We start from the raw sequence: 24,062 nt of genomic DNA on the forward strand, positions 1-24,062 counted from the left end.
AAATCTGTCCAAGGATCGGGGAGTAGCTCACAGGAGCAGCCGCGGTGGCCGTCGCAACCAGTGGCCGTTTCGCCCGCGCGCAAACTCTCATGCGATGAAAATGTTGCACCCTGTGCCGAGGGGCTGCTTCGGGGAATGCTGTCGTGCAGCATTAAAAAGGCCTAGCCGGCGGCTATGGGCCGAGGCCCCCTAGATTCGCTTCTCATGAAGAAGAGTCTTACGGACCGCCGCTCGGAGCCTAGGATCGAATCTCCGTCGCAAACTAACGTTTTATCACGAATGCCTCGGAAACGTAGTCGCTAGCAACGGTCGACAGCTTTGTCCGCATTGCGGGTAACGGCTCTGCCAGGTCGCCCAATGCCTCGCAAAAACCCCAAAGAGCGGTGTTCAGGTAATCGATCAAATCGCCGTCGTGCTTGAAATGGGCGCGGCGCAACGACCTTATCAGATAAAGTGTCCTGCTGGGCGCGGGATCGACGATCCGACGCGCGTGCAGCAGACCGCGGCGCACTTCCTCCACTACACTCGCGTAGGGCATGACAGAAGCCATGCCGCCGTCCGCAACCATTTGCTTAAGCATCGAGATCGAAGATACCTCGAACCCGATCCGAAGCGGCAACGTCATGCTGTCGGCAATCTTCTGTAACTGTTGGCGAATGACGTCACGCTCGTTCGGTAGCACGAGCGGCTGTCGCAACATGTCGGCGAAAGAAATCGGCACTTCTTCAGACCCGTCCCCTGCCGACCGGACGAACAGAACTTCTTCTGACATCAGAGGTATACGCATTAGTCCAGAGCGTTCTGCAACATCGTAGGCTAAGGCGATATCGACCTCGTTCCGCTCCAGCGCGTCGACCAGCACTGGGCTCATTTCCTCGACGACGCTCAGCTGAAGCGTGGGGATCGTTTCTGACACGTTCCGCAGAATATCCCGACCCAGCAAGGCAGCCGTTCCATTGGTCAACCCCAAAATCACCGTTTCGCGCGTCTTCTGACCTTGAGAGATTACCTCTTGGCGGGTTGCCTCCACCAGGCCAAGAATTTCGATGGAGCGCTCGTACAGCAGTGTTCCTGCCTCGGTCGGCGAAACACCACGCGAATGACGGATAAGCAGGGGAATTCCCAATTCGCGTTCAAGCACGCGTATCTGCAACCCTAGCGACGGTTGGGCCACGCGCAACATCTCGGCTGCGCGCGTGATATTTCCCGCCTCGATAGTCTGGGTAAAATAGCGGAGTTGCCGGAGATTAATGGTCTGTCCCTGCGAAGAAAACTGCGGTTACGCAACGCTAAGGCGCGGCGAGGATCAGCGCAACCGCGACGACCGCTACTCCGCGGCTTTGGCGTAGTTCATCACCTGATATTCCAGCCGATAGATCGCGGACTCGCATTCCGAAGGCATTCTGGATTCGATAGCGTCCACCAGTTCCGCCAGCTCTTCTCGGGTAGAGGCTTCGATCATCAGAACGCAGTCCGGAACCGAGATCGTGCGCCCGCGCTGCAGGGATTGGTTCCCGCCACTCAAGTCCTTGTCGCAGCGGATGAAGTGCACCCCGACGATCCGTGGCTGTTCCACAAGATCGGCAATCGCGGCGGAGATTCCGGCATCGCTGTCTGGTCCGGCGGTGAAACGGACGGTCAGCATGAATCCCCCGTCGGCATAGCCATGGCTTTCAACGATCCGGCACACGCCCCGCAGGTTGCTGCGAAACGACGGCAACACCGAGAGCGACCATTCGGTCGGATTCGCAAGCCGCTGCCGATAGGCCTCGCTGGTCAAAAGCTCGGGTTCCACTGCTTCGTAAAGCGTCAGGAACTCGATTCCGCCATCGACGGCGATATAGCGGCGGCCACGCAGGAAACCGGGGACCCCCATACGTTCCTGCATATGTTCGCGTGGGTGCCATTCGAAGAAGCTGTCGCGGGTTTCGGGCAGGATGTCGTTCCAGATTGCTACGATACCATTTCCAACCAAGGGCATGGGCGTTCCTTTCAGTTCGTGTTCGCGGGGGAGAGCCGGGAAATCCGGCTTGCAGAACCTGCATTTAGCGCCCCGAACGGGATATTGCCGCGCAGGATTTGTGAAGCCTGTTCCACCGTATCCATCGGGTGCCTGCTTGACGCCTCGATCGTCAGGTTGCCGATGTGGGGGGTCGCCTGCACGTCGGGGCGCAGTGCAAGTTCGGGTGACGGCGTGTTGTCGGCCGCCCATCCAACGTCCATCGCGGCACCCGAGATGGCGCGCGCATCCAACGCTTGCCGCAGCGCGACCTCGTCGACGACATCGCCGCGGGAACAGTTCACCAGCCACGCATCCTGTTTCATAAGCGCGAATGCCCCGGCCCCGACAAGGTTGCGCGTCTCTTCGCTTGCCGCCAGAAGCGGGATGACGAAATCCGAACGTCGCAACAGATCGTCCATGTTCGTCGCGACAGCCGGTGCCTCGATCGGACCGTATGGATCGTTGGCAAGCACCGTCATTCCCATCGCATCCAGTATTCGCGCAAGATTTCGCGCGATGCGGCCGTAACCGATCAGCCCAGCGACGCGCCCGCTCATCTCCCGGCCCTGCGATGGCTGGCGGACATCGCCTGTGCGATAAGCTGCGACATAGTCGGGAACATTGCGCGCGGCGTTGAGCATATGCGCCAGCACCAGTTCCGCCGTCGATGCGATGTAGCCGGGGTTGCTGCGCGTCACGAGAACGCCGGCAGCCGACGCGGCATCGACATCCACATATCGCGTTTCCACCCCGCTACGAAGAATCGCCACCAGATCGGGCAGGGCCGCGATCTCTTCCGCACCGACGCGGGTGGAGCGGTCGAGCACCATGATCTGGCACCCCTGCGCGACCTGTGTAAGGTGCTTTCCCTCAAGCTCGGTATCGACGGGGTTTATGACGACTTCACCAAGCGCGCGTAGTCCTGCCAGCGCCTTCTCTCCGTACCAATAGGTGCGGGCGGTCGTGCCATGCGATAGAAATAGCCTGGTCATATCGTGATCCCTTGCTTTTTGCCGCGTATCGCCCCGAACAGCATCCAGATCAGAATCAGTGCGGTGGCCGTCAGGAACCCTGCGCTGATCGGGCGCTCGAGAAAGACCATCGGATCGCCGGAGGAGAGCAGGAGCGCGCGTTTCATGTATTGCTCTACCAACGGTCCAAGAATGAACCCGAGGATCAGGGGCGCCGCCTCGAACCCGAACCGCGCCATGAAACACCCGATCACGCCGAAGGCGATCATCACGCCAATATCGAAGACGTTGTTGTTGACGCTGTAGACGCCGATGCACATGAACATCAGGATCGCAGGCATCAGGATCTTGCGTGGGATCATCAGCATCCGCACCCAGATTCCGATCAGCGGCAAGTTCAGCACCAGCAGAATGAGGTTGCCGATCCAGAAGCTGGCGACCAGACCCCAGAAAAGCTCTGGCTGTTCGGAGATCAGACGCGGTCCCGGCTGGATTCCATGCATGATCAGAACGCCAAGCAACAGGGCCATCACCGCATCCCCCGGAATGCCCAGCGTCAGCGTGGGTACGAAGGCCGTCTGTGCCGCGGTATTATTGGCGGCCTCGGGAGCCACGACCCCCTCGATCGCACCCTTGCCAAAGCGGGAGGGATCCTTGGCGACCCGCTTTTCGGCGACATAGGCCAGAAAGGAGGCAAGGTTCGTTCCCGTGCCGGGCAACGCCCCCAGAAACGCACCAAGGCCGGTGCCTCTTGCGATTGGCATGATGGATTGGCGGACATCCTGCCGTGTCGGAATCAAGGACCGCATCGACACATTCTGCACCGTGTGGCTGTGTTCGCGCTTGGCGAGGTTGGAGATGACCTCGGTCACGCCGAACAGGCCCATCGACAGCGCGATGAGATTGATCCCGTCCGCAAGCTGGATGCTGCCGAAGGTGAAACGTTGCGCCCCAGTCTGCACATCTGTCCCCACCAGCCCGAGCGCCAGCCCGACAAGGACCATCGCGATCCCCTTGATCGCCGAACCGCTTGCCATCGTCGACGAGGCGACCAGACCAAGCAACATTAGAGAGAAATAGTCCGCCGCCGCAAAAGAGGTGCCGACCCTTGCGAGAATCTGGGCGAAAAGCATCAGCACCAGAATGCCGAACGTCGCGCCGATAAACGAAGACACCGTCGTCATCGCCAGCGCAACGCCCGAACGGCCCTGTTTGGACATCGGATAACCGTCAAGGCAGGCGACCGCCGACGATGGCGTTCCCGGCAGGTTCAGCAGGATCGATGCAGTCGAACCGCCGTATTGCGTGCCGTAATAGATACCGGCCAACATGATCAGCGCCGTCTCGGGCGGGACATAGAACGTCAGCGGCATCAGCATGGATATGGCTGCAAGCGCACCAATCCCCGGCAGCACCCCGACCAGCGTGCCAAGGAAAACCCCGATGAAGCAGTACAGAAGGTTCATGGGGACGAATGCCGTCTCCAAACCGAACAGCAGGTTGCCGAAAAATCCTTCCATCATAGCCCCCATTTGAACGCGGCGATGTTCATGTTCAGGCCAAGGATGAAGATCGCATAGGCCAGCGCTGCAAGACCCGCCGCGATCAGCGCGATGTGCACCCAGTTACGCGGCTGGTCGGGATAGGACACCACGACCACCAGCGCCAGAACCGCTGGCACCAGCCCGAGGAAGACGACGAATACCGCAAAGGTCGCAAGTGCGCCAACAACCACCAGAAGGGTGTGGAATGGGATTGGCTCTGCCGTCTCTCCGGACGGTTTTAGGGCCGACACCACGATGGGGACCGCGCAAAGAGTGATTGCCGCCGCAACCATCAGCGGAAAAATCCCCGGTCCCATATCCGCAAAACTCCCCAGCGGATAGCCGACAGCTATGATGCCGACCCAAAGCCCGAAGGCCAGCAGCAAAAGGCCGCCGGTCAGTTCCGTATTCTTGAACATGATTTCCTCCCTCTTCTGCGGCCTAGGCTGCAATGCCCGGTCGCCGTGGCGCGCCCGCCATTATGTAGGCGTCCTCCACCAGCCTGAGCGTGCGGGCCTGATCGGCAGCCGAAGTCCAAAACGGCGTCCCATCGCGCAAGCTGTCGGCGAAATGGGCGATCGCCCGATCGAAGCAGCCCTGACGCACCTCGTCTTCGTCGAAGACGTGCTCTTCGTGTTCCGCGCCCATAAGGCGCAGGACCGCGCCATCAAGAACGACGCTGCACCGCGTTCCCGCAATCTCCAGACGGTTGGGCGCACGGAACGGATAGCCTGCGGCAGTCATTACCCCCTCGACGATGACGTTGTGGCCTGCGTCGGCTTCGAGCATGATCATCGCGGCATCTTCGCCCAAGATGCGGTCGCTGTTGCGCCCAAGGCGGGCGGCAACCACGTTCATTTCGCCGAAAAGCGCGCGCATGGTGTCAAGTTCGTGGATAAGGGATTCCGCGATCAGAAGACGCTCTTCTTTGGCGACGAACGGCTGGCGGCGCAGCGCAGGGATGGAGCCATCCGAATCCGGCAGCATATTGGAGCGCCATAGCGCGATGCGGGCTTGGGTGACGGTGCCAAGCCGACCTGTCTTTAGCCATTCGTGGATTTTCAGAAAATAGGCCCGATAGCGCCAGTTCTCGTTCACCATGACGCGGACGCGATCCCCGACGGAACGCAGCAAATCCATCGCCTCGGCATGCGTCGGGCACAGCGGCTTCTCACACAGGGCGGCAAGGCCGTGGTCGGCGGCCAGCCGGATCATCGCAGCATGGGTTTGTCGCGGGGTAATGATGTCTACCGCGTCGAGTCCGCCCTGCTCGAACATCTTGGAGGGGTCGTCGAAGGTCTGGGCGATGCCGAACTCCACGGCTTTGGACCTCGCACGTTCGATCTGAGGATCGCAGAGCGCCACCACCTCGGCATCCGCATACCTTTGCCATGCCAGAAGGTGATCGCCGCTGATATGGCCGCAGCCCAAAACGCCGATCTTAAGCTTGTTTTTCATTGTCGGATTCTTTCTTTTGCACTCGTCCGGATGACAGACGCATTTGCGGAATGATGACGACGGTATCGGTGGGCACGGGCGCGGCCGTGGACGGGCCGATGAACGGAATTCCGTAAGCTGCAGCCATCATGGCGGCATTGGGTGCCGCCCTGCCCGGAGTGCCGGACCGCAGCACGACCGCCAGTGCCGCATTCACGTTCTTGGCTGTGGCCAAGGCCGACAGGCCGCTGCGGAACTCGTTCCCGTCAACGAAAACGACCGGCAAGCGGCCATCGCCGACGGTTGCGGCGGCGATGCCGACGGCAACTGCCAACGCGCCGTTGCGCCCTTCTGCCCCGGTCAAAACCCGGTCGAGGCGTTCCTTGGTCGCCATCGCCGTATCCGGCGCAATTTCATTCATCAGGATCAGCCGGTCGTGGCCAAGACTGGTCTCTATCGCACGACGCACCCCCATGGAGGAGTTCGGTTCGCACGGGGCAGGGTCGTGTGCGACACCCGAAAGGTCACCGAGGAAGGCCGTCACCAGATCCTCGGGGCGTGACTGGGCAAATATGTCCACCGGTGCAACGCGCCTGCGCCCGCTATCGGTCACCTCCGGTTGAGGGGGCTGCGGCGCAACATGGATGACCAGCGCCTCCGGTTCGTTTGCGCCAAAGGCCCGTTCCAGCGTCTGTGCAAGATTGCCCCAACCAAGGCTGAGGATGACATCCGCCTCGTTCAGCACCCTTTCGACGGACCCGGCTTGTCTGTTGTCCAGATGCCCCGGGTGATCTTCGGGGAATACTCCTGCCCCTCCGATGTCGGTTATGATGGATGCGCCGGTCGTATCGGCCAAGGCAAGCCGTGCGTGCCAAGACGCTTCGTCCAGCCCCACCCTGCCCATCAGGATCACCAGTCTTTCGGCATCATGCAACGCCGCGCAGATTTCGTTGACCAACGGTCCTTCGGCGTGCACATCGCCGACCGAGACATAACGCTGCAAGTTCCGGCTCTTTTGGCCTCCTTTGGCCGGCTCGTCGAAGAGAGCGGAACATATCACGCATACCGCACCCGCCGGAGGAAGACATGCCCGTGAGACCGCATGGCCAAGCATTTCCGGAAGGTCGTCTGCGCGTTCTATCCAGCTTATGTCGCAAGAAGGCAGGGACGAGTTGTCTTTCGTGTCCGCTCCGGCGACGAACAGGACCACAGGAACCTGTTCCTGCGCGATCTTTTCCAGTTCGTCCGCCAGATGGGGAAGCAGAAGCGAACTGACCATAGCGACGACCGGCAGGCCCGTTGCACGGGCGAAACCACGCGCAGCGGGCAGACAATGCCGTTCCTCGCTGACGGTCAGGACCTGCATCCGATCATCGGGGCCGAACATCCTGAGGCTGTGCAGCAGAGGGGCAAACCCCGGGGCGTCGGGAACCAGAATGCACCCCACCCCCAGCTGTGCGAACCAATCCAGCAGCAGATCGCCCATCACAGGCAGACCAGCCGCACCCATAGCGTCCCGACGTGTCATCAGGCCAAGCTTTTCGCGTCGGCCCGCGCCGCAAGAAAGGCATTCAGATCCGCCATAGCCGCCTTGGCGCGGTCTATGGCCGGCAGATGTTTGATGGCCGCATCGGCGACCTCGTACTCCAGCTCCATGCCGTCGGGCAGCGCATCCATGAATGCCCCGAGCGGAAGGTCGCCTTCCCCGAGCTTCAGGCGCGCAGTCCGCGCCTCCTGCTTCAATTCTTCGTCGCTCTTTGGCGATGCCAGCCTTTTCGCGTCGCAAATCTGTGCAAATGCGATCATTGACTTGTCCAGCGCGCGAATATCGCCTGCGGTGCCCCCCGATCTATCCAGATGCAACGAGTCGAGCAGGATTCCCGCGTTGTCCAGACTGCTGTTGCGGATGAAAGCGGCAGCGTCCGTCATGGTGCGGATCGCGCTGTAGGGCAGAAATTCCAGCGCTAGCCGAAGTCCCGCGGATTTGGCCAACTCGCCATATTGGGTAAACAGATCGAACCCCTGATCGCCCTGCATGAAGACGTTGACGACAAGAGTCTTCACCTCCAATGCGGCGGTCGTCTCTACCACACCCCGAAGATGATCCAGCGTCAGGCCGGGATAGAACTGAAAGGCGGACACGTTGGAAATCTCGATCCCGCCATCGTCCGCCCGCATCCGCAGATCGCGTATCGCCGCCTTGTCGCCGATGACGTCCACGAACGAGGTATCGCCGACATGACGTCCACAGATCCGTACGCCCGCACCGTCGAAACCTGCGGCAGCGGCGGCCGATACCATCTCGAACGGTGTCGTGCTGAGTGTCAGATGAGCAAGCGTCTTACGCATCCTGATTCTCCATCTCGTTCATGGGGATGCCGTAGGTTTCGGCAAGACCACGAAGATCGGCTGCGATGGCGGCGTTGAACCGCAGGCCGGTTGCAATATGCGCTGCCGTGCGCCGTGTTGCCGCTTCGCCGGGCAGGACGATCTGGTCTACGCCGGGACGCAGCGGCGTCTTTTTCAGCGCTAACGCCATTTCGTCCATGCGGTCGGCGAAATCCGCAGGATCGATGAAACGGCGGATGTCGATTGCCAGATGGACGTGGCCGTTCCCGACCCGCTGGTCGGTTGCGTTGAACCAATGCGGGATCTGGCCCAACATTTTCGCACCCGCCAGAACGCCGGCAAGCACTTCGCCGATCACCGCAAGCCCGTAGCCCTTGTGCCCAAGCGCCAACAAGGCCCCGCCCTTGGGCAGATCTGCAGGATCGTTCGTGTCGTTCCCGTCGGCATCGATTACCCAACCGTCGGGAATCGGGCGGCCTTCCTTGGCGGCGTGCCGCACCCAGCCTCCTGCCGTCACGCTCATCGCGAAGTCCAGCACGACCGGCCCGCCCGCGCCGCCGGGAACCGCGAACCCGATGGGATTGTTGCCGATCGCATTCGTCCGGCCACCCCACGGTGCCATTCCGGGAAAACCGTTGGTCCAGGTCATGCCGATCATTCCCCGATCCAGCGCGAGCATGGCGGAATGTGCGCACGTCCCGATGAAGTCGCTGTTGCGGACGGCGACGAAGCCTACACCGCAAGCTTCGGCTTTGCTGACCGCCATCGTCATGCCCGAATGCGCCCCTATCGGTCCAAGCGCAGCATCTGCATCCAGCAGCGCGGTCGCGCACGCCTCGGAAATGGTGGTGATCTGCGGGAATGGGTTCGCGCCTCCGTCGCGAAGTCGCGAAAGAAGCTGCGGCAACCGGATTATCCCGTGCGAGGACGCGCCCCGCACATCAGCGCCGACCAAGGCATCCGCCATTATCGCGCCATGTTCCAACGGCTGACCCGCCGCATTGAACAGCGCTGCGGTAAAGGCATGCAGGTCTTCGACCCTGATTTGCATGGATGCGTCAGGCTTCACTCGAATCTCCAGATTGTTGTCCAAGGGTTCAGGCGGTCTTCATGCCCGCGCGTTCGGCAATCTGCCCGAAAAGGTCGTAATCCTCGCGGATACGCGCTTCGAAATCCTGCGGAGAGCTCGCCACCGTCCGTAGGCTGCTTGCCTTAAGGCGATCGGCCATTGCAGGGCTTTTAGCCGCCTTGGCCGTCGCATCGGCAAGCACTGCCACGATCTCGTCTGGCGTACCGGCGGGCGCGTGAAGGCCGAACCAGTCCATACAGCGCGCCAGATCGTCCAACCCGATATCCGGCCCGATCGGCACGTCCGGAAGGTTCGCATTCCGCTCTTTCCCGACCACCAGCAGGGGCTTGAGCTGACTTTCCGCCACATATGGCGCCGCAACCGGATAGGAATTGAGGGCGACCTGAACCTGATTGCTCAGCACGTCGGGCATCAAGGTGGCCCCACCGGAGTAGTGCACCCCACGCATCTGGATACCCGCCGCAAGGTTGAATGCCTCGACGAACAGATGCAGGTTACCTCCCGCGCCGGACGTGCCGTAGAAAAGCTCGTTGGGCCGCGCCTTGGCCATCGCGATGAATTCTTCGATATTTGCCGCAGGCACTTGCGAATTTGCCGTCAGGATGAAGTCCCCCTCGGCCAACATAGAGATATGGCGCAGGTCGCTCCTTGGATCGATGGTCAGGCTGTTGGAGGTGTGGGGCACGACTGCCAATTGTCCGACTGCGGAAAACAGCAGCGTCAGCCCGTCGGGTCTTGCACGGGCAGCGGCTGTCATTCCGATCGCACCTGCGGCGCCGGTGCGGTTTTCCACGACGAAAGGCTGCCCGAGGTTTTCGCTCAGTTCGGCTGCAAGCAAACGGGCCAACGCATCGGTGGTTCCCCCGGCCGAGAACCCGCAAACTATCGTCACCGTGCGCGACGGATAGGACTGTGCGCGCACGATGCCCGGTGCTGTGAGAATGCCACCTGCCGCGGCAGTGCATGCGATAAAGCTACGGCGGCTCAAATTTGATGAAGTCAAAGCGTCCTCCCAGTCGCTGCGCCGCAAGGCTCCCTCCATTGCGGTATCATTCGATATAAGCGCACAACGACGAGAAGCTCAAAAACTCCCTTTCTTTGTCTGACGAAGGCAAAACCTATGACGAATAGAACGGCACGAATTTTCTTTCTGAAGGCTTTGTTGCGCTAATCTCTTGGCGGACGCATTAATGTGTGTGAATCAGCGGGTTAGGATGGGGCTATGAGCAAGGGCGTCCCCCCTTTACCGTACGACGAACTGGCCCAGCTACAGCCGGTCCCTGAAGCGGTGTGGCTCGCTGATGGTGCGGTTTGACCCGGAGTTGGTCTGGTTCGCGGCCCGAGCGGCAAGGCGGGTCGCCCTAGGAGGTTTTCGACGGCCGCCATACAGGTTTGCCTCTAGATTGAGGTACTGTTCGAGTTGTTCCAACCTGAGTTGTCCGAATTTGCAGCTATGCTGCACCTTCAACGACCGTCCGTATTGGGGAAGCTGCCACGCAGCGTTCGCTTTCGGCGACCGCCCTGTGTGGATAGCTCCGTATAGCAAGCCTTTTCTTGGTGCCGGCGTTTGATCAGATGCAGTCGTGTGTCCGGCCTGTTTTCGCGGCGCACATGACCGCTGGCCCTGATGGTTTTCGCGAACCGGATCCCGATCGGCTATGCGGACTATGACGTCCTAGACGTTCGACGGGGTGTTCCGGCCTGCGGGCTGATGCTGCGCCATCACTTCGATCGTCTTGCTAACTCGATAATTATTGTGCGGTCTCAGGCTGTGGCGGGCCGGTAAACCTCTCCCTCGTTCGCATGGCCCAGATGATCCGCGCTGTCTTGTTGGCCATTGCGACGGTGGCGACCCGGAACGGCTTGCGTATGATCAGGGCGTCGATCCAAGGCTCTGATCGCTCGGGGTGGGACTTCACCTGCCGCACCCGCGACGTCATGCCGGTGACCAACAGTCGTCGCAAGTAGCCGTCTCCCATCTTCGAGATCCGGCCGAGCCGCTCCTTGCCGCCGCTGGATTTGTTCAACGGTGTCAGCCCGAGCCACGCTGCAAACTCCCGACCGCTGCGGAACTGCGCAGCATTCCCCGCCGTCGCGACGATGGCCGAGGCGGTGATCGGCCCGATGCCGGGGATCGAGCGCAGCAGCAGGATCCGCGGGTCCTTCCGCGCCTCCATTTCCATACGCGCCTCATACCAGCGGACGCGAGCATGGAGAGCGGCGACCTGATGGCAGAGGTTCAGCACGACATCGCGGGCCACCTCCGGCAGATCCGGGACCGCTCCGCCGAGTGCCTCATCGGCAAAGCGACGCGCCCGCTCGATACCTTGCGCGATGACGATGCCGAAGTCGGCCAGGATACCGCGCAGCATGTTAATGATCTGCGTACGCTGGCGGACGATCAGATCGCGAGCGCGATGCAAGGCAAGGATGCCCTGCTGCTCGCGGGTCTTTACCTCCGCGAAGCGCATGGTTGGCCGCGACACCGCCTCGCAGATCGCCTCGGCGTCAACGGCTTCGGATTTGCCGCGCTTCACATAGGGCTTCACATACATCGCCGGGATTAGGCGGACGTCGTGGCCAAGTTTGCGCAACTCACGCGCCCAGTGGTGGCTGGAACAGCAGGTCTCCATTCCCACAAGGCAGGGCTCAATACCCTCGAAAAAGGCCAGCACCTGAACGCGTCTCAGTGGGCGGTTGAAGACAACCTTACCGCAGGCGGAGACGCCGTGGACCTGAAACACGTTCTTGGCCAGGTCGAGGCCGATCGTTTGCACTTTCATCGGAAGCTCCCTTCACAAGACTAACAGCGGTCCCACTATGAACCCTCGGGCCCGAGGTGGGGGAGCTATCCACACCATCAGCTATGGGCCGGCAATGCAACCACGCCGCAGAAGTGTCTGGGAGAGCGTGAAGGCTTTCACCTACCCGTCGCAGTGAAGCTATCATTGGAGACTTTGCTTCGACCAGAAAGGCTAACTTCTCGCGTATAGATAGAATTTCGAGTCCGCGGCCGTGGCCTATGTTAAGTAACTGAATGCAATCAAAAGCCGGCTCACCTCTGCGCGGAAATCAGTACAAGACTGCAAAGTCCGTTTTACCCTCAGATTGCGATGCCGGCGTGATCCAGCATTTCGCCCACATCCACCGCTCGTCCCGAGGCGATGCTTTCGTTTGCCGCGATCCCCGTCAGGATCGACCATGCGCCCGATACGTGATCCGAGCGGCGCTTATAAAGATCCTCCGGCATGGTTTCCGGCGCAAACAGATAGCCCAGCATGATGGGGTCAGCACCGCCGTGGATGCCCTTGCCCTCCCACACGTCGATCTGGCGGGGATGCTCGCCGAACAGATGCAGTTCGGTGAACACGTTGTCGTCCACCGCGCGGTTCCGCTCGCCCGCGAAGACGCCGTGAACTTCGATATGGCGGTGGGTCAGCTCGCCCTTGGTGCCGTGGAACGTGATCTCCAGCCCCTCCCACGGGCTATAGGCGGTCAGGGTATAGTTGCAGGTCACCTCGTTCTCGTATTCGATCTGGACCTGCATCGTGTCTTCGATGCTGATGTCGTCAGAAAACACGCAGGCGTCGCGGATATAGCCGCTGGACTCTTCGCCCTGCAGGTAAAGCGCGTCCAGCGCCTCGTCCGCCGCAATGTCCAGACGATAGTCGCAGCGGTCGAATGCGGGGCACGTGCGGCAGCGGGTACCGCGATCGGTCAGGCCAAGCGCGTCGCCGGTCTGCGGAGTGTAGAACACGCGGCGGCCAAGGGCATGGACCTTGCGCGGACGGGATTCCACCCACCAGTTCATTAGGTCGAAATGGTGCGTGGATTTATGCACCAGTAGCCCGCCGGAGTTGTCCTTTTGCCGGTGCCAGCGGCGGAAATAATCTGCCCCATGCACGCGGTCCAGCGCCCAGCGGAAATCGACGGCGGTGATGTCGCCGATCGCGCCGGACATCAGCAGATCCTTGATCTGCGTGCGCGCGGGAGAATAGCGATAGTTGAACGACACCGCGACCGAACGGTTCGACGCACCTTGCGCATCGAGGATCGTCTTCAGCCGCGACAGATCCGTCGTCATCGGCTTTTCGGTAATGACGTCACTGCCCGCGCGCAGGGCCGCATCGATGAAGATGTGGTGCAGGTGGTCGGGCGTGGTGACGACGACGCAATCGGGCTGCATCTCGCGCAGCATGCGCCCGAAGTCTTCGGCGGCATAAAGCGCGGGGGCGGTCCCCTCGGGCAGCGATGCTGCGGACAGGTTCAGCCGGTGGGGGTCCATGTCGCACAGGGCGACAAGCTCATTCCCCTCGGCATGGGTTTCGACGATGGCCTTGCGGAACATGCGATGGCGCCCGCCGGTACCGACGATGGCATATCTCATGCTGCACCCCCGATCCGTTCGCCTTTGGCGTCGAAGCGGTGGGCATGGTCGGGGTCCATGAAGACCGGAAGGCTGGTGCCCACATCGATCCGCTGCTGTCCGTCTAGCAAAAGGGTGAAGGGCGTGCCGCCCGCCGCAGTGGCATGGACCACCGTCTGACCACCAAGGTTCTCGACCACCTCGACCCGCATGTCGCCTAGGGGAACGCCGCTGGAAAGCGAGACATGTTCGGGCCGGATGCCCAGCGTGCCGTTGCCGTCGGGCAGGAAGTTCATCTTGGGGCTGCCGATGAACCCCGCGACGAACAGGTTGCGCGGGCGATTGTACAGCTCCAGCGGGGCGCCGACCTGTTCGATCACGCCCGCGCGCAGGACGACGATCTTGTCGGCCATCGTCATGGCCTCAACCTGATCGTGGGTGACATAGATCATCGTGTTGCCCAGATCGCGGTGCAGTTTGGCGATTTCCACCCGCATGGCGACGCGAAGTTCGGCGTCGAGGTTGGACAGCGGTTCGTCGAACAGAAAGATCTTCGGTTCGCGCACGATGGCGCGGCCGATGGCAACGCGCTGGCGCTGGCCCCCCGAAAGCTGCTTTGGCTTGCGTTTCAGCAGCGGCTCGATCTTCAGGATGTCCGCCGCATGCTGCACCCTTTGGGCGATCACATCCTTTGGCATCCGCGCGGTCTCTAGCCCGAAGGCAAGGTTCTGCTGCACGTTCATATGTGGATAGAGGGCATAGCTTTGGAACACCATCGCGATGCCCCGCTGTGCGGCGGGCACGTCGTTCATCCGCTGGCCGTCGATGACAAGATCGCCGCCGCTGATCGGCTCCAGCCCCGCGATCATGCGCAGCAGGGTCGACTTGCCGCACCCCGAGGGACCGACGAAGACGGTGAATTCCCCCGGTTCGATGTTCAGGTTCAGGTTTTCGATCACGCTGACCGCGCCGTAGGCCTTGGCGACTGAATTGAGGGCGACGCTGGTGGCCATCGGGCTTCCTATGCTGCGGCAAAGCGGGCGGGGACCCAGCTTTGGTATTTCGGATGGTCGGCAAGGATGGGCAGGGCGACATCGACCCCCGTCTCTGCCGAGGTGTAGATTGCCGTCACCAGCTCCAGCGCGCGGCGCGCCTCGGCCGTGGTGACGGGAAGCGGGCCGCCGGTGACGACGGCGTGGTAGAACAGACGCATCATCTGCGTGTGGCGGGGCGGAACGTGGATCCAGCCCGCCAGCGCCGCGTTGATCCGCGCGGCGATGTCGGGCGTGCGGGGCAGGATCTTCCACTCCGCCTCGCCCGGACGGAAGGGGGAATGGTCGCTCTCGATGGTCAGATTCTCGAACGCCAGCCGGATGCGGGTGATCTGGTCGACCGATCCCAGCGTCGCGGCCAAAGACACCAGCGCGCCGTTCTGCATCCGAAGCGAGGCCGTCATGCAATCCTCCACCTCGATCCGGTTCACACGGGTGTCGATCCGCCCGAAGACGCGGACCACCGGACCCAGCAGAAAGGTCAGCATGTCATGGGGATGGATCGCATGGGCCATCAGCACGCCGCCCATTTCGGTCTGCCAGCGCCCGCGCCACGGCACGGCGTAATAGTCGGCACCGCGCGACCAGAACGTTTCGACCGTGCCGACGAAGGCGCGGCCCGCGATGCCCGCGTCGATCACGGCCTTGGCCTCGGCGATCCCGTTGCCGTAGCGATACTGGAACACCGGCATCAGACGGCCCGTGGCGGCAGCTTCGGCGGCGATCATGCGGTCGGCATCGGCCAGCGACCCGGCCAAGGGCTTTTCGCATACCACTTGCTTGCCCGCCGCCAGCGCCGCCAGAACCTGCGAAAGATGCAGCGCGGGCGGGGTGCAGATGTCGATCACGTCGATGTCTGGATCGCGCAGCAGATCATCGAAGCTGGCAGTGCGGTTCGGGATGGCGAATTCATCGGCAACCGCGTCCATCCTCGCCGCGTCCAGATCACAGACGGTTCGCACATCGAACAGATCGGCATTGGGGCAATACCCTTCGGCCAGATGCGTGCGGCCCGCGTTGCAGCCGACGATGCCGACGCGCAGCCTCATCGCTTCATCCCCGTCGTGGCGATGCCCTCGATCAGCATCTTCTGGAACAGCAGGAAGAAGATCATCACCGGCAGAAGGCTCAGGATCGACATGGCGAACATTGCGCCCCAATCGCTTTCCCCCGCCGCATCGACGAAGCTGCGCAGGCCCAGCGTGACGGTGAAATTGCGGATGTCGCTGAGGTAGACCAACGGGGCAAAGAAATCGTCCCACGTCCAGATAAAGGTGAAGATCGCCGCCGTCGCCAGAACCGGCGTGGAAAGCGGCAGCAGGATGCGCCAGTAGATGCCCCACGGCGAACAGCCGTCCATGATTGCAGCCTCGTCCAATTCCTTGGGCAAGCCGCGAAAGAACTGCACCATCAGGAAGATGAAGAACGCATCGGCTGCAAGGAACTTCGGTACCACCAGCGGCAGGAAGGTGTTCACCCAGCCAAGGTTGAAGAACATCGCATATTGCGGGATCAGCGTGACCTGACTGGGCAGCATCAACGTGACCAGCATCAGCGCGAACCAGATGCGTTTGCCCGGAAACTCCAGCCGCGCGAAGGCGAAGGCGGCAAGCGAACAGCTGAACAGGTTGCCCGCCACGCTTAGCGCCGCGATGATGAACGAATTGCTGAAGAATGTGCCGAAGCCGACACCCAGCAGGGTCCAGCCGCGGGAATACGCCTGGAAGCTCCAGTCCGACGGCCAAAGACTGCCGGAGCTGAAAATCTCGGCCTCCGGCCTGACGGATGCGGCCATCATCCACAGCAGCGGATACAGCATCAGAACCGAGGATGCGATCAATGCCGCGTGGATGGCGATGCGCCAGAGCGATCGGTCATTCATCGTAATGCACCCAGTATCTGGAGCTGAGGAAGGACAGCGCCGTAAACACCGCGATGATGATCAGCAAAATCCATGCCAGGGCCGAGGCATAGCCCATGCGGAAAAAGCCGAACGCCTCCTGGTAAAGATACAGCGTGTAGAACAGGGTCGAATTGATCGGCCCGCCCGTGCCGCCCGAAATTACGAAGCTGGGCGTAAAGGATTTGAAGGCGTCGATCGTCTGGATGATCAGGTTGAAGAAGATCACCGGCGTGATCATCGGCACCGTGATCCGGCGGAACTGCCGCCACGGGCCCGCGCCGTCAAGGCTGGCGGCCTCGTAAAGGTCGGCGGGGATTTGGCGCAGACCGGCGAGGAAGATGATCATCGGCGCGCCGAACTGCCATACGCTGAGCGCGACCAGCGTCCAGAGCGAATAGTTCGGGTTGGAAATCCAGCTTGGGCCGATAATCCCGAACGGCTCCAGCGCCATGTTCACCAAACCGTCGCCGGAAAACAGCTGCCGCCACAGGATCGCGATCGCGACGCTGGCACCCAGAAGCGAGGGCAGGTAAAAGATGGCGCGGTAGATCGACAGCCCGCCCAGCCCCTTGTTCAGCGCCACCGCCACGATCAGCGCCAGCGCCAGCTTCAGCGGCACCGACAGGATCACGAACATGAACGTCACCCGCATCGAGGCCATGAACTTCGCGTCAGCCGTAAGGATACGCTCGAAATTCGCCATTCCAACCCATTCCGGCGATGTCAGCAGATCGAAATCCGTGAAAGCCAGATAGAGCGAGATCAGCGACGGACCGACCGCCAGAAAGAAGAACCCGATCAGCCACGGCAGCAGGAAACCGTATCCTGCCACCGCATGACTGCCGACAAGCCGCCGCAGATGTGACTGTATCATCGGTCAGCTCGCACGGATGGCACCACCCATGCCGCTGACAAGATCCTCGGCCCCCTGTTCGGCGGATTTGACCTCGAACGCCACTTCTTCTGCCACCGATTTCATGATCATCGTCGCCTCGCCGGCGCCCTGGGGCGGCGCGGGTGGTAGAGGGCCGATCAAGTCGGCGATGGCCTCCAGATATTCGAGCGCAGCTTGCGACGGCGCATCCAGCGTCGGCATGATCGTCGCCCGCGTGTCGGGGGATTCCGGCGCGCCGCGTTCCACGCCAAGAATGCGCATCGCGGCGGGATCGTTCAGGAAATGGTTCAGGAAGCGGCCCGCCAGCTCGGGGTTGGCGGTGCGGGCGCTGACGCTGAAATACTGCGAGGGTTTCAGGTACTGGCCCGGCGCACCGCCGCCGACGACGGGAAACGCGGTCATGCCCAGACGATCCTTGTTCGCGTTCTGATAGCTGACAAGCTGGTTCGATTGCGCAAAGCCGGTCGCGGCCTTGCCGGTGGTGATCACGCTGGTATCGACGTTGCCCTCGGACAAGGCTTGCACATCGGCGGGAACGCAGGCTCCCGCCGCGCGCATGTCGTTCCAATAGGTGAACCACACCAGAGCATCCTCGGCCGTGAAGCCTAGTGTGCCGCCTTCGGCATACATCTCTTTCCCCCGCTGGCGGAGGAACGCCTCAAACGAAAAGTCATGGCCGCTGGCGTCCTGACTGGCGTAGAAACGCCGCCGTTCGGTCTTGTTGGCGAAATCGGCGCAAAGGGTGGCGAACTCCTCCCACGTGGTGCCGATGGTGGGGGCGGCAACGCCCGCTTCCTCCCAGGCCGACAGGTTCAGGATGGCCGCGCCGGTGTTGGACCCGAGGCTGACGCCATAGACCTTGCCGTCCACCTTGCCGACATCGATCCGGTCCTGTGGCCACGACGAAAGATCGATGGTTCCGCCGATCAGATCGTCCAGCGGCAGAAGCACTCCGCGCGTGGCGTATTCCGAGATGTAGCGGTAATCCATCTGGATCACGTCCGGCGGATTGCCCCCCGAGGACTGGGTCGCCAGCCATGTCCAGTAATCGCCCCCGCCGGGCAGCGACTGACCGTCGATCTGCACGCTCGGATTGGCCGCAAGGAACGCCGCGATGACTTCTTGCGTGCGGGCTGCGCGGTCGGCATTGCCCCACCAGCTTAGGCGCAGCCGCATTTCTTGCGCCCACAAGTGCCGCGTCGGGATCGAGGTGGCCACTGCGGCGGCAATTCCTTTTTTCAGGAACGATCTTCTATGAACTTCACGCATGGCAGCTCCTCCCAGAACTCGGCCGTGGCTTCTTTCATCAAGTATGTATGCGCTTACATCAGAAATGCGTCAATATGCCATTCATTCCTCGCGGAAGGTTTCCGCACGGCGGCCCTTGATTGACGGGATTACGACCGACAGCAGCAAAAGCCCCGACAACGACAGCAGGATCGCCGCGATGGGCTGCGTAAGGACCGCCACCGCATCCCCCCGCGAAAGCAGCAACGCGCGGCGCAGGTATTCCTCCATCAGCCCGCCCAGAACCAGCGCCAGCATCAACGGTGCGGGTTCGGCATCCAGTTTCCGCGCGACGTATCCTGCCACCCCGAACCCTGCCATCAGCCATACATCGAAGGTAGAGTTTGCAACCGTGAATACACCGATCGCGCAGAACCCGACGATCATCGGGAACAGCAGATGGTATGGAACCGAAAGCAGCTTCACCCACAGCCCGACCAGCGGCAGGTTCAGGATGACCAGCATCAGGTTGCCGATCCACATTGACGCGACAAGGCCCCAGAACAGCTCCGGCTGTTCGGTCAGCATGCTTGGCCCAGGCTGGATGCCTTGGATCATCATTGCGCCGATCATCAACGCCATTACCGGATTAGAGGGAATGCCCAGCGTCAGCATAGGGATGAACGCCGACTGCGCGCCCGCGTTGTTTGCTGCCTCGGGACCGGCCACGCCTTCAATCGCACCCTTGCCGAAGCGTTCGGGGTGGCGCGACATGCGCTTTTCCATCGCATATGACGCAAAGGACGCAAGGTTTGCCCCGCCCCCCGGCAAGACGCCAAGGATCGTCCCCAGCAGCGTGCCGCGCAAAATCGGCGCGCGCATCGACCGCAAATCTTCGCGCGTCGGCATCAGGCTGCTGACCTTGTTGACGGTGCCGCGTTCGACATCGCGGTTATCGAGATTGGACAGGATTTCGCCGATGCCGAACATGCCCATCGCGATGGCGACGAATTCGATGCCGTCGTACAGTTCCACCTGCCCGAAGGTGAACCGCGGCACGCCCGAGTTGATGTCCGACCCGATCATCGACAGCAGCAGGCCGATCAGGATCATCGCGACCGCGTGTAGCAGCGAGCCACTGGCCAGCACAACCGATGCGACAAGGCCCAGCACCATCAGCGCGAAATAATCCGCCGGAACGAAGCTGTTGGCCAACCCGGCCAGCGGGGGCGCGAACCACGCGATGGCCATGGTGGCGATGGTACCCGCAACGAATGACCCGATAGCCGCCGTGGCAAGTGCTCGTCCGCCCTTACCCTGCCGTGCCATCTGGTGGCCGTCGATGGTCGTTACGACCGAACTTGTCTCGCCCGGGATATTTAGCAGGATCGCAGTGGTCGAGCCGCCATATTGCGCACCATAGAAAATGCCTGCCAGCATGATCATCGCGGTATCCGCCGGCAGGCCAAAGGTGATCGGCAGCAGCATCGCGATTGTCGGCACCGGACCAAGGCCCGGCAGAACGCCGATGGCCGTTCCGATCAACACGCCCAGAAGGCAGTAGATGACATTCTGAAGGTTCAGTGCAGTTTCAAAACCAAGCGATAGGTTGGCAAAGATTTCCATGTTCCTGCCTTATCCGAACCAGTTTCCGACAAGCGGCATCGACAAGCCCAGCCCTTTTACAAAGACCACCGCGGCCATTGCGACAAAGGCCACCAGACCCAATGCGGGGATCGGTTCCACCCTGAAACGATGGCTGGCTGAGGCAGCCGTCAGCAGGCACACCACGAGCGCGATCAAAAGTCCCGCGCGTTCCAGAAGCACTCCGAACAAGACGATGGACGCGGTGACCAGCACCGTTGACCGAATGTCGATCTGCGGGACGGCCAGACCGACCCGCACCGCGCTGCGCCCTATCGAAATGGCCCCGACAAGGACAAGCAGGCATGCGATATAGAACGGGAAATACCCGGGGCCCATGCTGCTTCCGCTGCCCATCCGGTAACCACGGGCGACAAAGGCTGCCCCCAGCCCCAGCGTGACGTAGAACAGGCCCAGCCAGAAGTCCTTTGGATTGCGGATGCGCATCATGTTCCTCCCTCCGCTTTGCGATGTTCAGCCGGTGCGGAAGCGCGTGCGGAATTCGGCCACATCGGCCAACGAGCGGTCGCGCAGCATCGCCGTGTCCGAGGCAGAGTTCACCATCGCATAGCCCGCCTCGAACAGCTCGACCCATGTGCGTTTGAACGGCACCGTGCCCAAGGCCTTGCCCGACGCGCGGATCTTCGCCTCTGCACGGGCAAGGCCCTCGCGCATTTCCGGCTGGAACGGATTTCCAAGTTTGCCATAGGACCCGCTCAGATCCGTCGGCCCGATGAAGATCACGTCGACCCCTTCGACTGCGACCAACTCGTCGATATTCTCGATCGCCAGCCGCGTTTCGACCTGAATGACGATCAAAAGGCGTTCGGTCGCCTTTTCGACATAATCGGGGATCAGCGCGAACAGCGAACAGCGCGCCCCGCCCCAGCCCGCACCGCGAAACCCCTCGGACGGAAAACGGCAGGCGGCGACCATTTGGCGGGCTTCCTCGGCGGTTTCCACCAAGGGGATCATGATCCCTTCGGCACCTGCATCCAGCGCGCGCTTGATCATCACGGGATCCTTGCCGGCCACGCGCACAATGGCCGTGGCGGGGGTATGGCGAGCGGCCTGAAGCTGGTGGATCAATTCCAGATTGTCACCGACACCGTGTTCCTGATCGATCAGCAGATAATCGAAGCCCACGTTTGCGGTAAGCTCGGTCACGATCTCGGACCCCGTATTGATCCAGCAGCCTAGGATTTTCTCGCCTGCCTTCAGTCGCTGCTTCGCGGCGTTGTCACGATAGGTCATATTGTCCCTCTTTCGGGCGCGCTGCCCCTTCATCCGGCGCGCGGACCGCGCCGGTCATTCCGGTGTCCGTCTTGTGGCGTCATTCCGCCTTCAGGCCCGCCGCCTCGATCACTGCGCCAAAGGCGGCATGATCCTCGCGCCGCCTTGCGTCGAGTTGGGCCAGCGTTTGCGGTTCGGCATGCAACCCCAGCATCGCAAGGCGTTCGGCAACCTCGGGCATTGCCACGATCTCGTTCACCATGTCATTCAACTGCTGGCAAAGCTCGGCCGGTGTGTCCTTGGGCACCGCCACGCCGTGCCACGACCGGATTGCCCAGCCCGGAAGGCCGCTTTCATCAGTCGACATGACATCCGGCAGCCGGTCCCACCGCGATTTGCCAAGGCTGGCGATGGCGCGTAGTTCGCCCCGATCGTGATGCGACGCATCCCCGATAGAGAAGTTGACCTGCGTTTCGTTGCGGATGGTTGCCTGCACAGCATCCGCTGCGCCGCGATACGCAATATGCTGGATGTCCGCACCCGTGCGGCTTTTGAAATACTCGCCGCAAAGATGGGTCAGCGATCCCTGCCCGTTAGACGCGTAGTTCAGCGTCCCGGGATTGGCGAGCGCGTAATCCACAAGCTCCTGCATGGAGTTCACGGGGATAGATGGATGAACCCCAGCGATCAGGTAACCGTCGCCCGCAAAACCCACGGGCGTTAGGTCGGTCAGCGGATCGTATTGGACGTGACCAAGAAACGGCGTCACGGCATAAAAGGTGTTGCTAATGGCCAGAAGGGTGCGCCCGTCGGGCTTTGCCCGCGATACCAGATCACCCGCGATCCCACCACCGCCGCCTGGCCGGTAATCAACGATGACTGAGTTGCCGATCCGTGCCTGGATCTGCTCTCCGATGCTGCGTGCAATCAGGTCGCTATGTCCACCCGGACCATACCCGACCATGAACGCGATATCCCCGGATGGGTAGCTCTGGGCCACCGCTCGCGTCGGGCCGATGGTCATCGTCAGCGCCGTCGCGCTGCCGCAGACAAGCATCTTTCGCCGCGTAATTATAAATTCCCGCATCATTTTCCTCCCACTTGCTGTCCAGAATTAATCAGACGCAATCACTCCCCGCCCTGATGTATGCGCTTACATAATCACCTCGTCAATGCTATCCTTCGCGGGGGGACGCATTCGCCGTCTTGCATGCGGGGCAACGAAATGGGAAGGAACGGCTATGGCACCGCACGATGACCTGCCCATAGTCTCCCCTCGCAAATCGCGTGCTGTCGATGTCGCGCGCGAGGCGGGCGTGTCCACTGCAACGGTCTCGCGCAGTTTTAACGAGCCGGATAAGGTGTTGCCGAAAGTCCGCGAACGGGTGATGGAAGCCGCGCGCAAGGTCGGTTGGCTCCCTCATGCTGCTGGTAGCGCGCTGGCCCGCCAGCGCACGCTTCTGGTGGGCACCATCATTCCGACGTTGCGAAGCGGTATCTTCGCGAACTTCGTAGCGGGTCTTCAAGAGCGACTGGGCGAAGAGGGGATCACGCTGCTCGTCTCCGTTTCGGGCAACGATCCCTCGAAGGCCTTGGCCGAGGCGCGGGTTATGCTATCGCGCGGTGCCGAAGCGCTAAGCCTTGTCGGTCAGGCCTATCCCGAAGAACTGTTCGATCTACTCAGTGCAAGATCTGTGCCACATGTAATCACGCATGAGTTTTGTGGCGATGGGAAGCATCCAAGCGTCGGCCTGGACAACCGCGAGGCATTCGTAACCGTAACGCAGCATCTGCTGGCACTGGGCCATCGAAAGTTCGGGCTGATCATGCCTGACCCCAAGAACAATAATCGGGTTGCCGAGCGTATTGGCGGTGTGCTCGAAACGCTGTCGGATCATGGTATCGCGATCAACGCTGAACATCAGATCACTGGCGAGTGGAGCCCGCAAATGGGCTACGATGCAGCGGTCGGAATTTTGAATAGGATGCCGCCGACGGCAATCATTTGCGGTAACGACCAGATAGCAATTGGCGTTCTGGCGGCGGCGCGAGCGCGCGGCTTCCACGTTCCGGGAGACCTTTCCGTGACGGGCTTTGATGACGACCCGGTATCCGAGCACATTTTTCCATCCCTCACCTCTGCCAGGACAGACAATACGCTAATGGGAAGTCTCGCGGCAGAGTGCCTGCTTGACCAGCTTGCGGGGCGACAGGCAAAATCTCAAAAGTTGACACTGCTGTTCGCCGAACGACAGAGCACCTCCAGACCGGCAAAGACTGATTTGAATCTAGATCCTCAGTAACGCCTCGCCCATCCTAGGGTCAGGATGCATTGATTTCCGCTTCGCT

22 protein-coding genes and 1 pseudogene are annotated in these 24,062 nt (G+C 61.5%); 2 read left to right on the forward strand and 21 right to left on the reverse strand.

Features of this window, described 5'->3' with window-relative positions; all coding sequences use genetic code 11:
* Positions 1-262: 262 nt before the first annotated feature.
* The 10 genes from E2K76_RS18655 to E2K76_RS18700 form a co-directional block, all read right to left on the reverse strand.
* Complete coding sequence (locus E2K76_RS18655) at positions 263-1,252, reverse strand: LysR family transcriptional regulator (RefSeq protein WP_281280752.1); 990 nt, start codon at positions 1,250-1,252, stop codon at positions 263-265.
* A 75-nt stretch (positions 1,253-1,327) separates the two neighbouring features.
* Entirely contained in the window at positions 1,328-1,981 is a 654-nt protein-coding gene (locus tag E2K76_RS18660; RefSeq protein WP_136685956.1) for a hypothetical protein, read from the reverse strand.
* An 11-nt stretch (positions 1,982-1,992) separates the two neighbouring features.
* Positions 1,993-2,994 carry an NAD(P)-dependent oxidoreductase gene (locus E2K76_RS18665; RefSeq protein ID WP_136685957.1) on the reverse strand — a complete coding sequence of 334 codons (1,002 nt, stop codon included), beginning with the start codon at positions 2,992-2,994 and terminating at the stop codon, positions 1,993-1,995.
* A complete protein-coding gene (locus E2K76_RS18670) occupies positions 2,991-4,493 on the reverse strand; it encodes a tripartite tricarboxylate transporter permease (protein ID WP_169053395.1) in 1,503 nt (500 codons plus the stop codon). Before E2K76_RS18670 ends, E2K76_RS18665 begins: the two co-directional genes overlap by 4 nt.
* Positions 4,493-4,936 (reverse strand): tripartite tricarboxylate transporter TctB family protein, encoded by a 444-nt coding sequence (locus E2K76_RS18675; protein WP_136685959.1) that lies wholly within the window; start codon positions 4,934-4,936, stop codon positions 4,493-4,495. The genes E2K76_RS18670 and E2K76_RS18675 overlap by 1 nt, the downstream gene beginning before the upstream one ends.
* Before the next feature lie 22 nt (positions 4,937-4,958).
* Complete coding sequence (locus tag E2K76_RS18680; protein ID WP_136685960.1) at positions 4,959-5,975, reverse strand: Gfo/Idh/MocA family protein; 1,017 nt, start codon at positions 5,973-5,975, stop codon at positions 4,959-4,961.
* The gene (locus E2K76_RS18685) at positions 5,959-7,440 is read right to left on the reverse strand and encodes a thiamine pyrophosphate-binding protein (RefSeq protein WP_169053396.1); all 1,482 of its coding nucleotides are present in this window, start codon (positions 7,438-7,440) and stop codon (positions 5,959-5,961) included. The genes E2K76_RS18680 and E2K76_RS18685 overlap by 17 nt, the downstream gene beginning before the upstream one ends.
* A gap of 41 nt (positions 7,441-7,481) precedes the next feature.
* Complete coding sequence (locus E2K76_RS18690; RefSeq protein WP_136685962.1) at positions 7,482-8,303, reverse strand: sugar phosphate isomerase/epimerase family protein; 822 nt, start codon at positions 8,301-8,303, stop codon at positions 7,482-7,484.
* Positions 8,296-9,354 carry an Ldh family oxidoreductase gene (locus E2K76_RS18695; RefSeq protein WP_136685963.1) on the reverse strand — a complete coding sequence of 353 codons (1,059 nt, stop codon included), beginning with the start codon at positions 9,352-9,354 and terminating at the stop codon, positions 8,296-8,298. The genes E2K76_RS18690 and E2K76_RS18695 overlap by 8 nt, the downstream gene beginning before the upstream one ends.
* A 46-nt stretch (positions 9,355-9,400) precedes the next feature.
* The gene (locus E2K76_RS18700; RefSeq protein ID WP_169053397.1) at positions 9,401-10,423 is read right to left on the reverse strand and encodes a Bug family tripartite tricarboxylate transporter substrate binding protein; all 1,023 of its coding nucleotides are present in this window, start codon (positions 10,421-10,423) and stop codon (positions 9,401-9,403) included.
* 250 nt (positions 10,424-10,673) lie between these two features.
* On the opposite strand from E2K76_RS18700, the pseudogene E2K76_RS18705 reads away from it, so the two are divergent.
* Positions 10,674-10,792, forward strand: a pseudogene (locus tag E2K76_RS18705) (IS5/IS1182 family transposase); the annotation flags it as partial.
* A gap of 352 nt (positions 10,793-11,144) precedes the next feature.
* Here E2K76_RS18705 and E2K76_RS18710 read toward each other — a convergent pair.
* The 11 genes from E2K76_RS18710 to E2K76_RS18760 all read right to left on the reverse strand — a co-directional run bounded on the left by E2K76_RS18710 (position 11,145) and on the right by E2K76_RS18760 (position 22,800).
* Positions 11,145-12,176: an IS110 family transposase gene (locus E2K76_RS18710; RefSeq protein ID WP_136685965.1), complete on the reverse strand. Its 1,032-nt coding sequence runs from the start codon at positions 12,174-12,176 to the stop codon at positions 11,145-11,147.
* 320 nt (positions 12,177-12,496) lie between these two features.
* Complete coding sequence (locus E2K76_RS18715; protein ID WP_136685966.1) at positions 12,497-13,780, reverse strand: Gfo/Idh/MocA family protein; 1,284 nt, start codon at positions 13,778-13,780, stop codon at positions 12,497-12,499.
* On the reverse strand, positions 13,777-14,772 hold the full coding sequence (locus E2K76_RS18720) for an ABC transporter ATP-binding protein (protein WP_136685967.1): 996 nt from the start codon (positions 14,770-14,772) through the stop codon (positions 13,777-13,779). The genes E2K76_RS18715 and E2K76_RS18720 overlap by 4 nt, the downstream gene beginning before the upstream one ends.
* A gap of 8 nt (positions 14,773-14,780) precedes the next feature.
* Positions 14,781-15,860: a Gfo/Idh/MocA family protein gene (locus E2K76_RS18725; RefSeq protein WP_136685968.1), complete on the reverse strand. Its 1,080-nt coding sequence runs from the start codon at positions 15,858-15,860 to the stop codon at positions 14,781-14,783.
* Positions 15,857-16,693 (reverse strand): carbohydrate ABC transporter permease, encoded by an 837-nt coding sequence (locus tag E2K76_RS18730; RefSeq protein WP_136685969.1) that lies wholly within the window; start codon positions 16,691-16,693, stop codon positions 15,857-15,859. The genes E2K76_RS18725 and E2K76_RS18730 overlap by 4 nt, the downstream gene beginning before the upstream one ends.
* Entirely contained in the window at positions 16,686-17,588 is a 903-nt protein-coding gene (locus E2K76_RS18735) for a carbohydrate ABC transporter permease (protein WP_136685970.1), read from the reverse strand. Before E2K76_RS18735 ends, E2K76_RS18730 begins: the two co-directional genes overlap by 8 nt.
* A 3-nt stretch (positions 17,589-17,591) precedes the next feature.
* The gene (locus E2K76_RS18740; protein WP_136685971.1) at positions 17,592-18,878 is read right to left on the reverse strand and encodes an ABC transporter substrate-binding protein; all 1,287 of its coding nucleotides are present in this window, start codon (positions 18,876-18,878) and stop codon (positions 17,592-17,594) included.
* A gap of 81 nt (positions 18,879-18,959) precedes the next feature.
* The gene (locus tag E2K76_RS18745; protein WP_136685972.1) at positions 18,960-20,462 is read right to left on the reverse strand and encodes a tripartite tricarboxylate transporter permease; all 1,503 of its coding nucleotides are present in this window, start codon (positions 20,460-20,462) and stop codon (positions 18,960-18,962) included.
* Positions 20,463-20,471: 9 nt separating this feature from the next.
* Positions 20,472-20,930 carry a tripartite tricarboxylate transporter TctB family protein gene (locus E2K76_RS18750; protein WP_136685973.1) on the reverse strand — a complete coding sequence of 153 codons (459 nt, stop codon included), beginning with the start codon at positions 20,928-20,930 and terminating at the stop codon, positions 20,472-20,474.
* 24 nt (positions 20,931-20,954) lie between these two features.
* Positions 20,955-21,734 carry an HpcH/HpaI aldolase family protein gene (locus E2K76_RS18755; RefSeq protein WP_169053398.1) on the reverse strand — a complete coding sequence of 260 codons (780 nt, stop codon included), beginning with the start codon at positions 21,732-21,734 and terminating at the stop codon, positions 20,955-20,957.
* A 79-nt stretch (positions 21,735-21,813) separates the two neighbouring features.
* Positions 21,814-22,800 (reverse strand): Bug family tripartite tricarboxylate transporter substrate binding protein, encoded by a 987-nt coding sequence (locus E2K76_RS18760; RefSeq protein ID WP_169053399.1) that lies wholly within the window; start codon positions 22,798-22,800, stop codon positions 21,814-21,816.
* Between the two features lie 154 nt (positions 22,801-22,954).
* Here E2K76_RS18760 and E2K76_RS18765 point away from each other — a divergent pair, with 154 nt between their 5' ends.
* Complete coding sequence (locus tag E2K76_RS18765; protein WP_169053400.1) at positions 22,955-24,016, forward strand: substrate-binding domain-containing protein; 1,062 nt, start codon at positions 22,955-22,957, stop codon at positions 24,014-24,016.
* Positions 24,017-24,062 lie beyond the last annotated feature (46 nt).

The organism is Falsirhodobacter xinxiangensis, assembly GCF_004959935.1.
Classification (GTDB): domain Bacteria; phylum Pseudomonadota; class Alphaproteobacteria; order Rhodobacterales; family Rhodobacteraceae; genus Falsirhodobacter; species Falsirhodobacter xinxiangensis.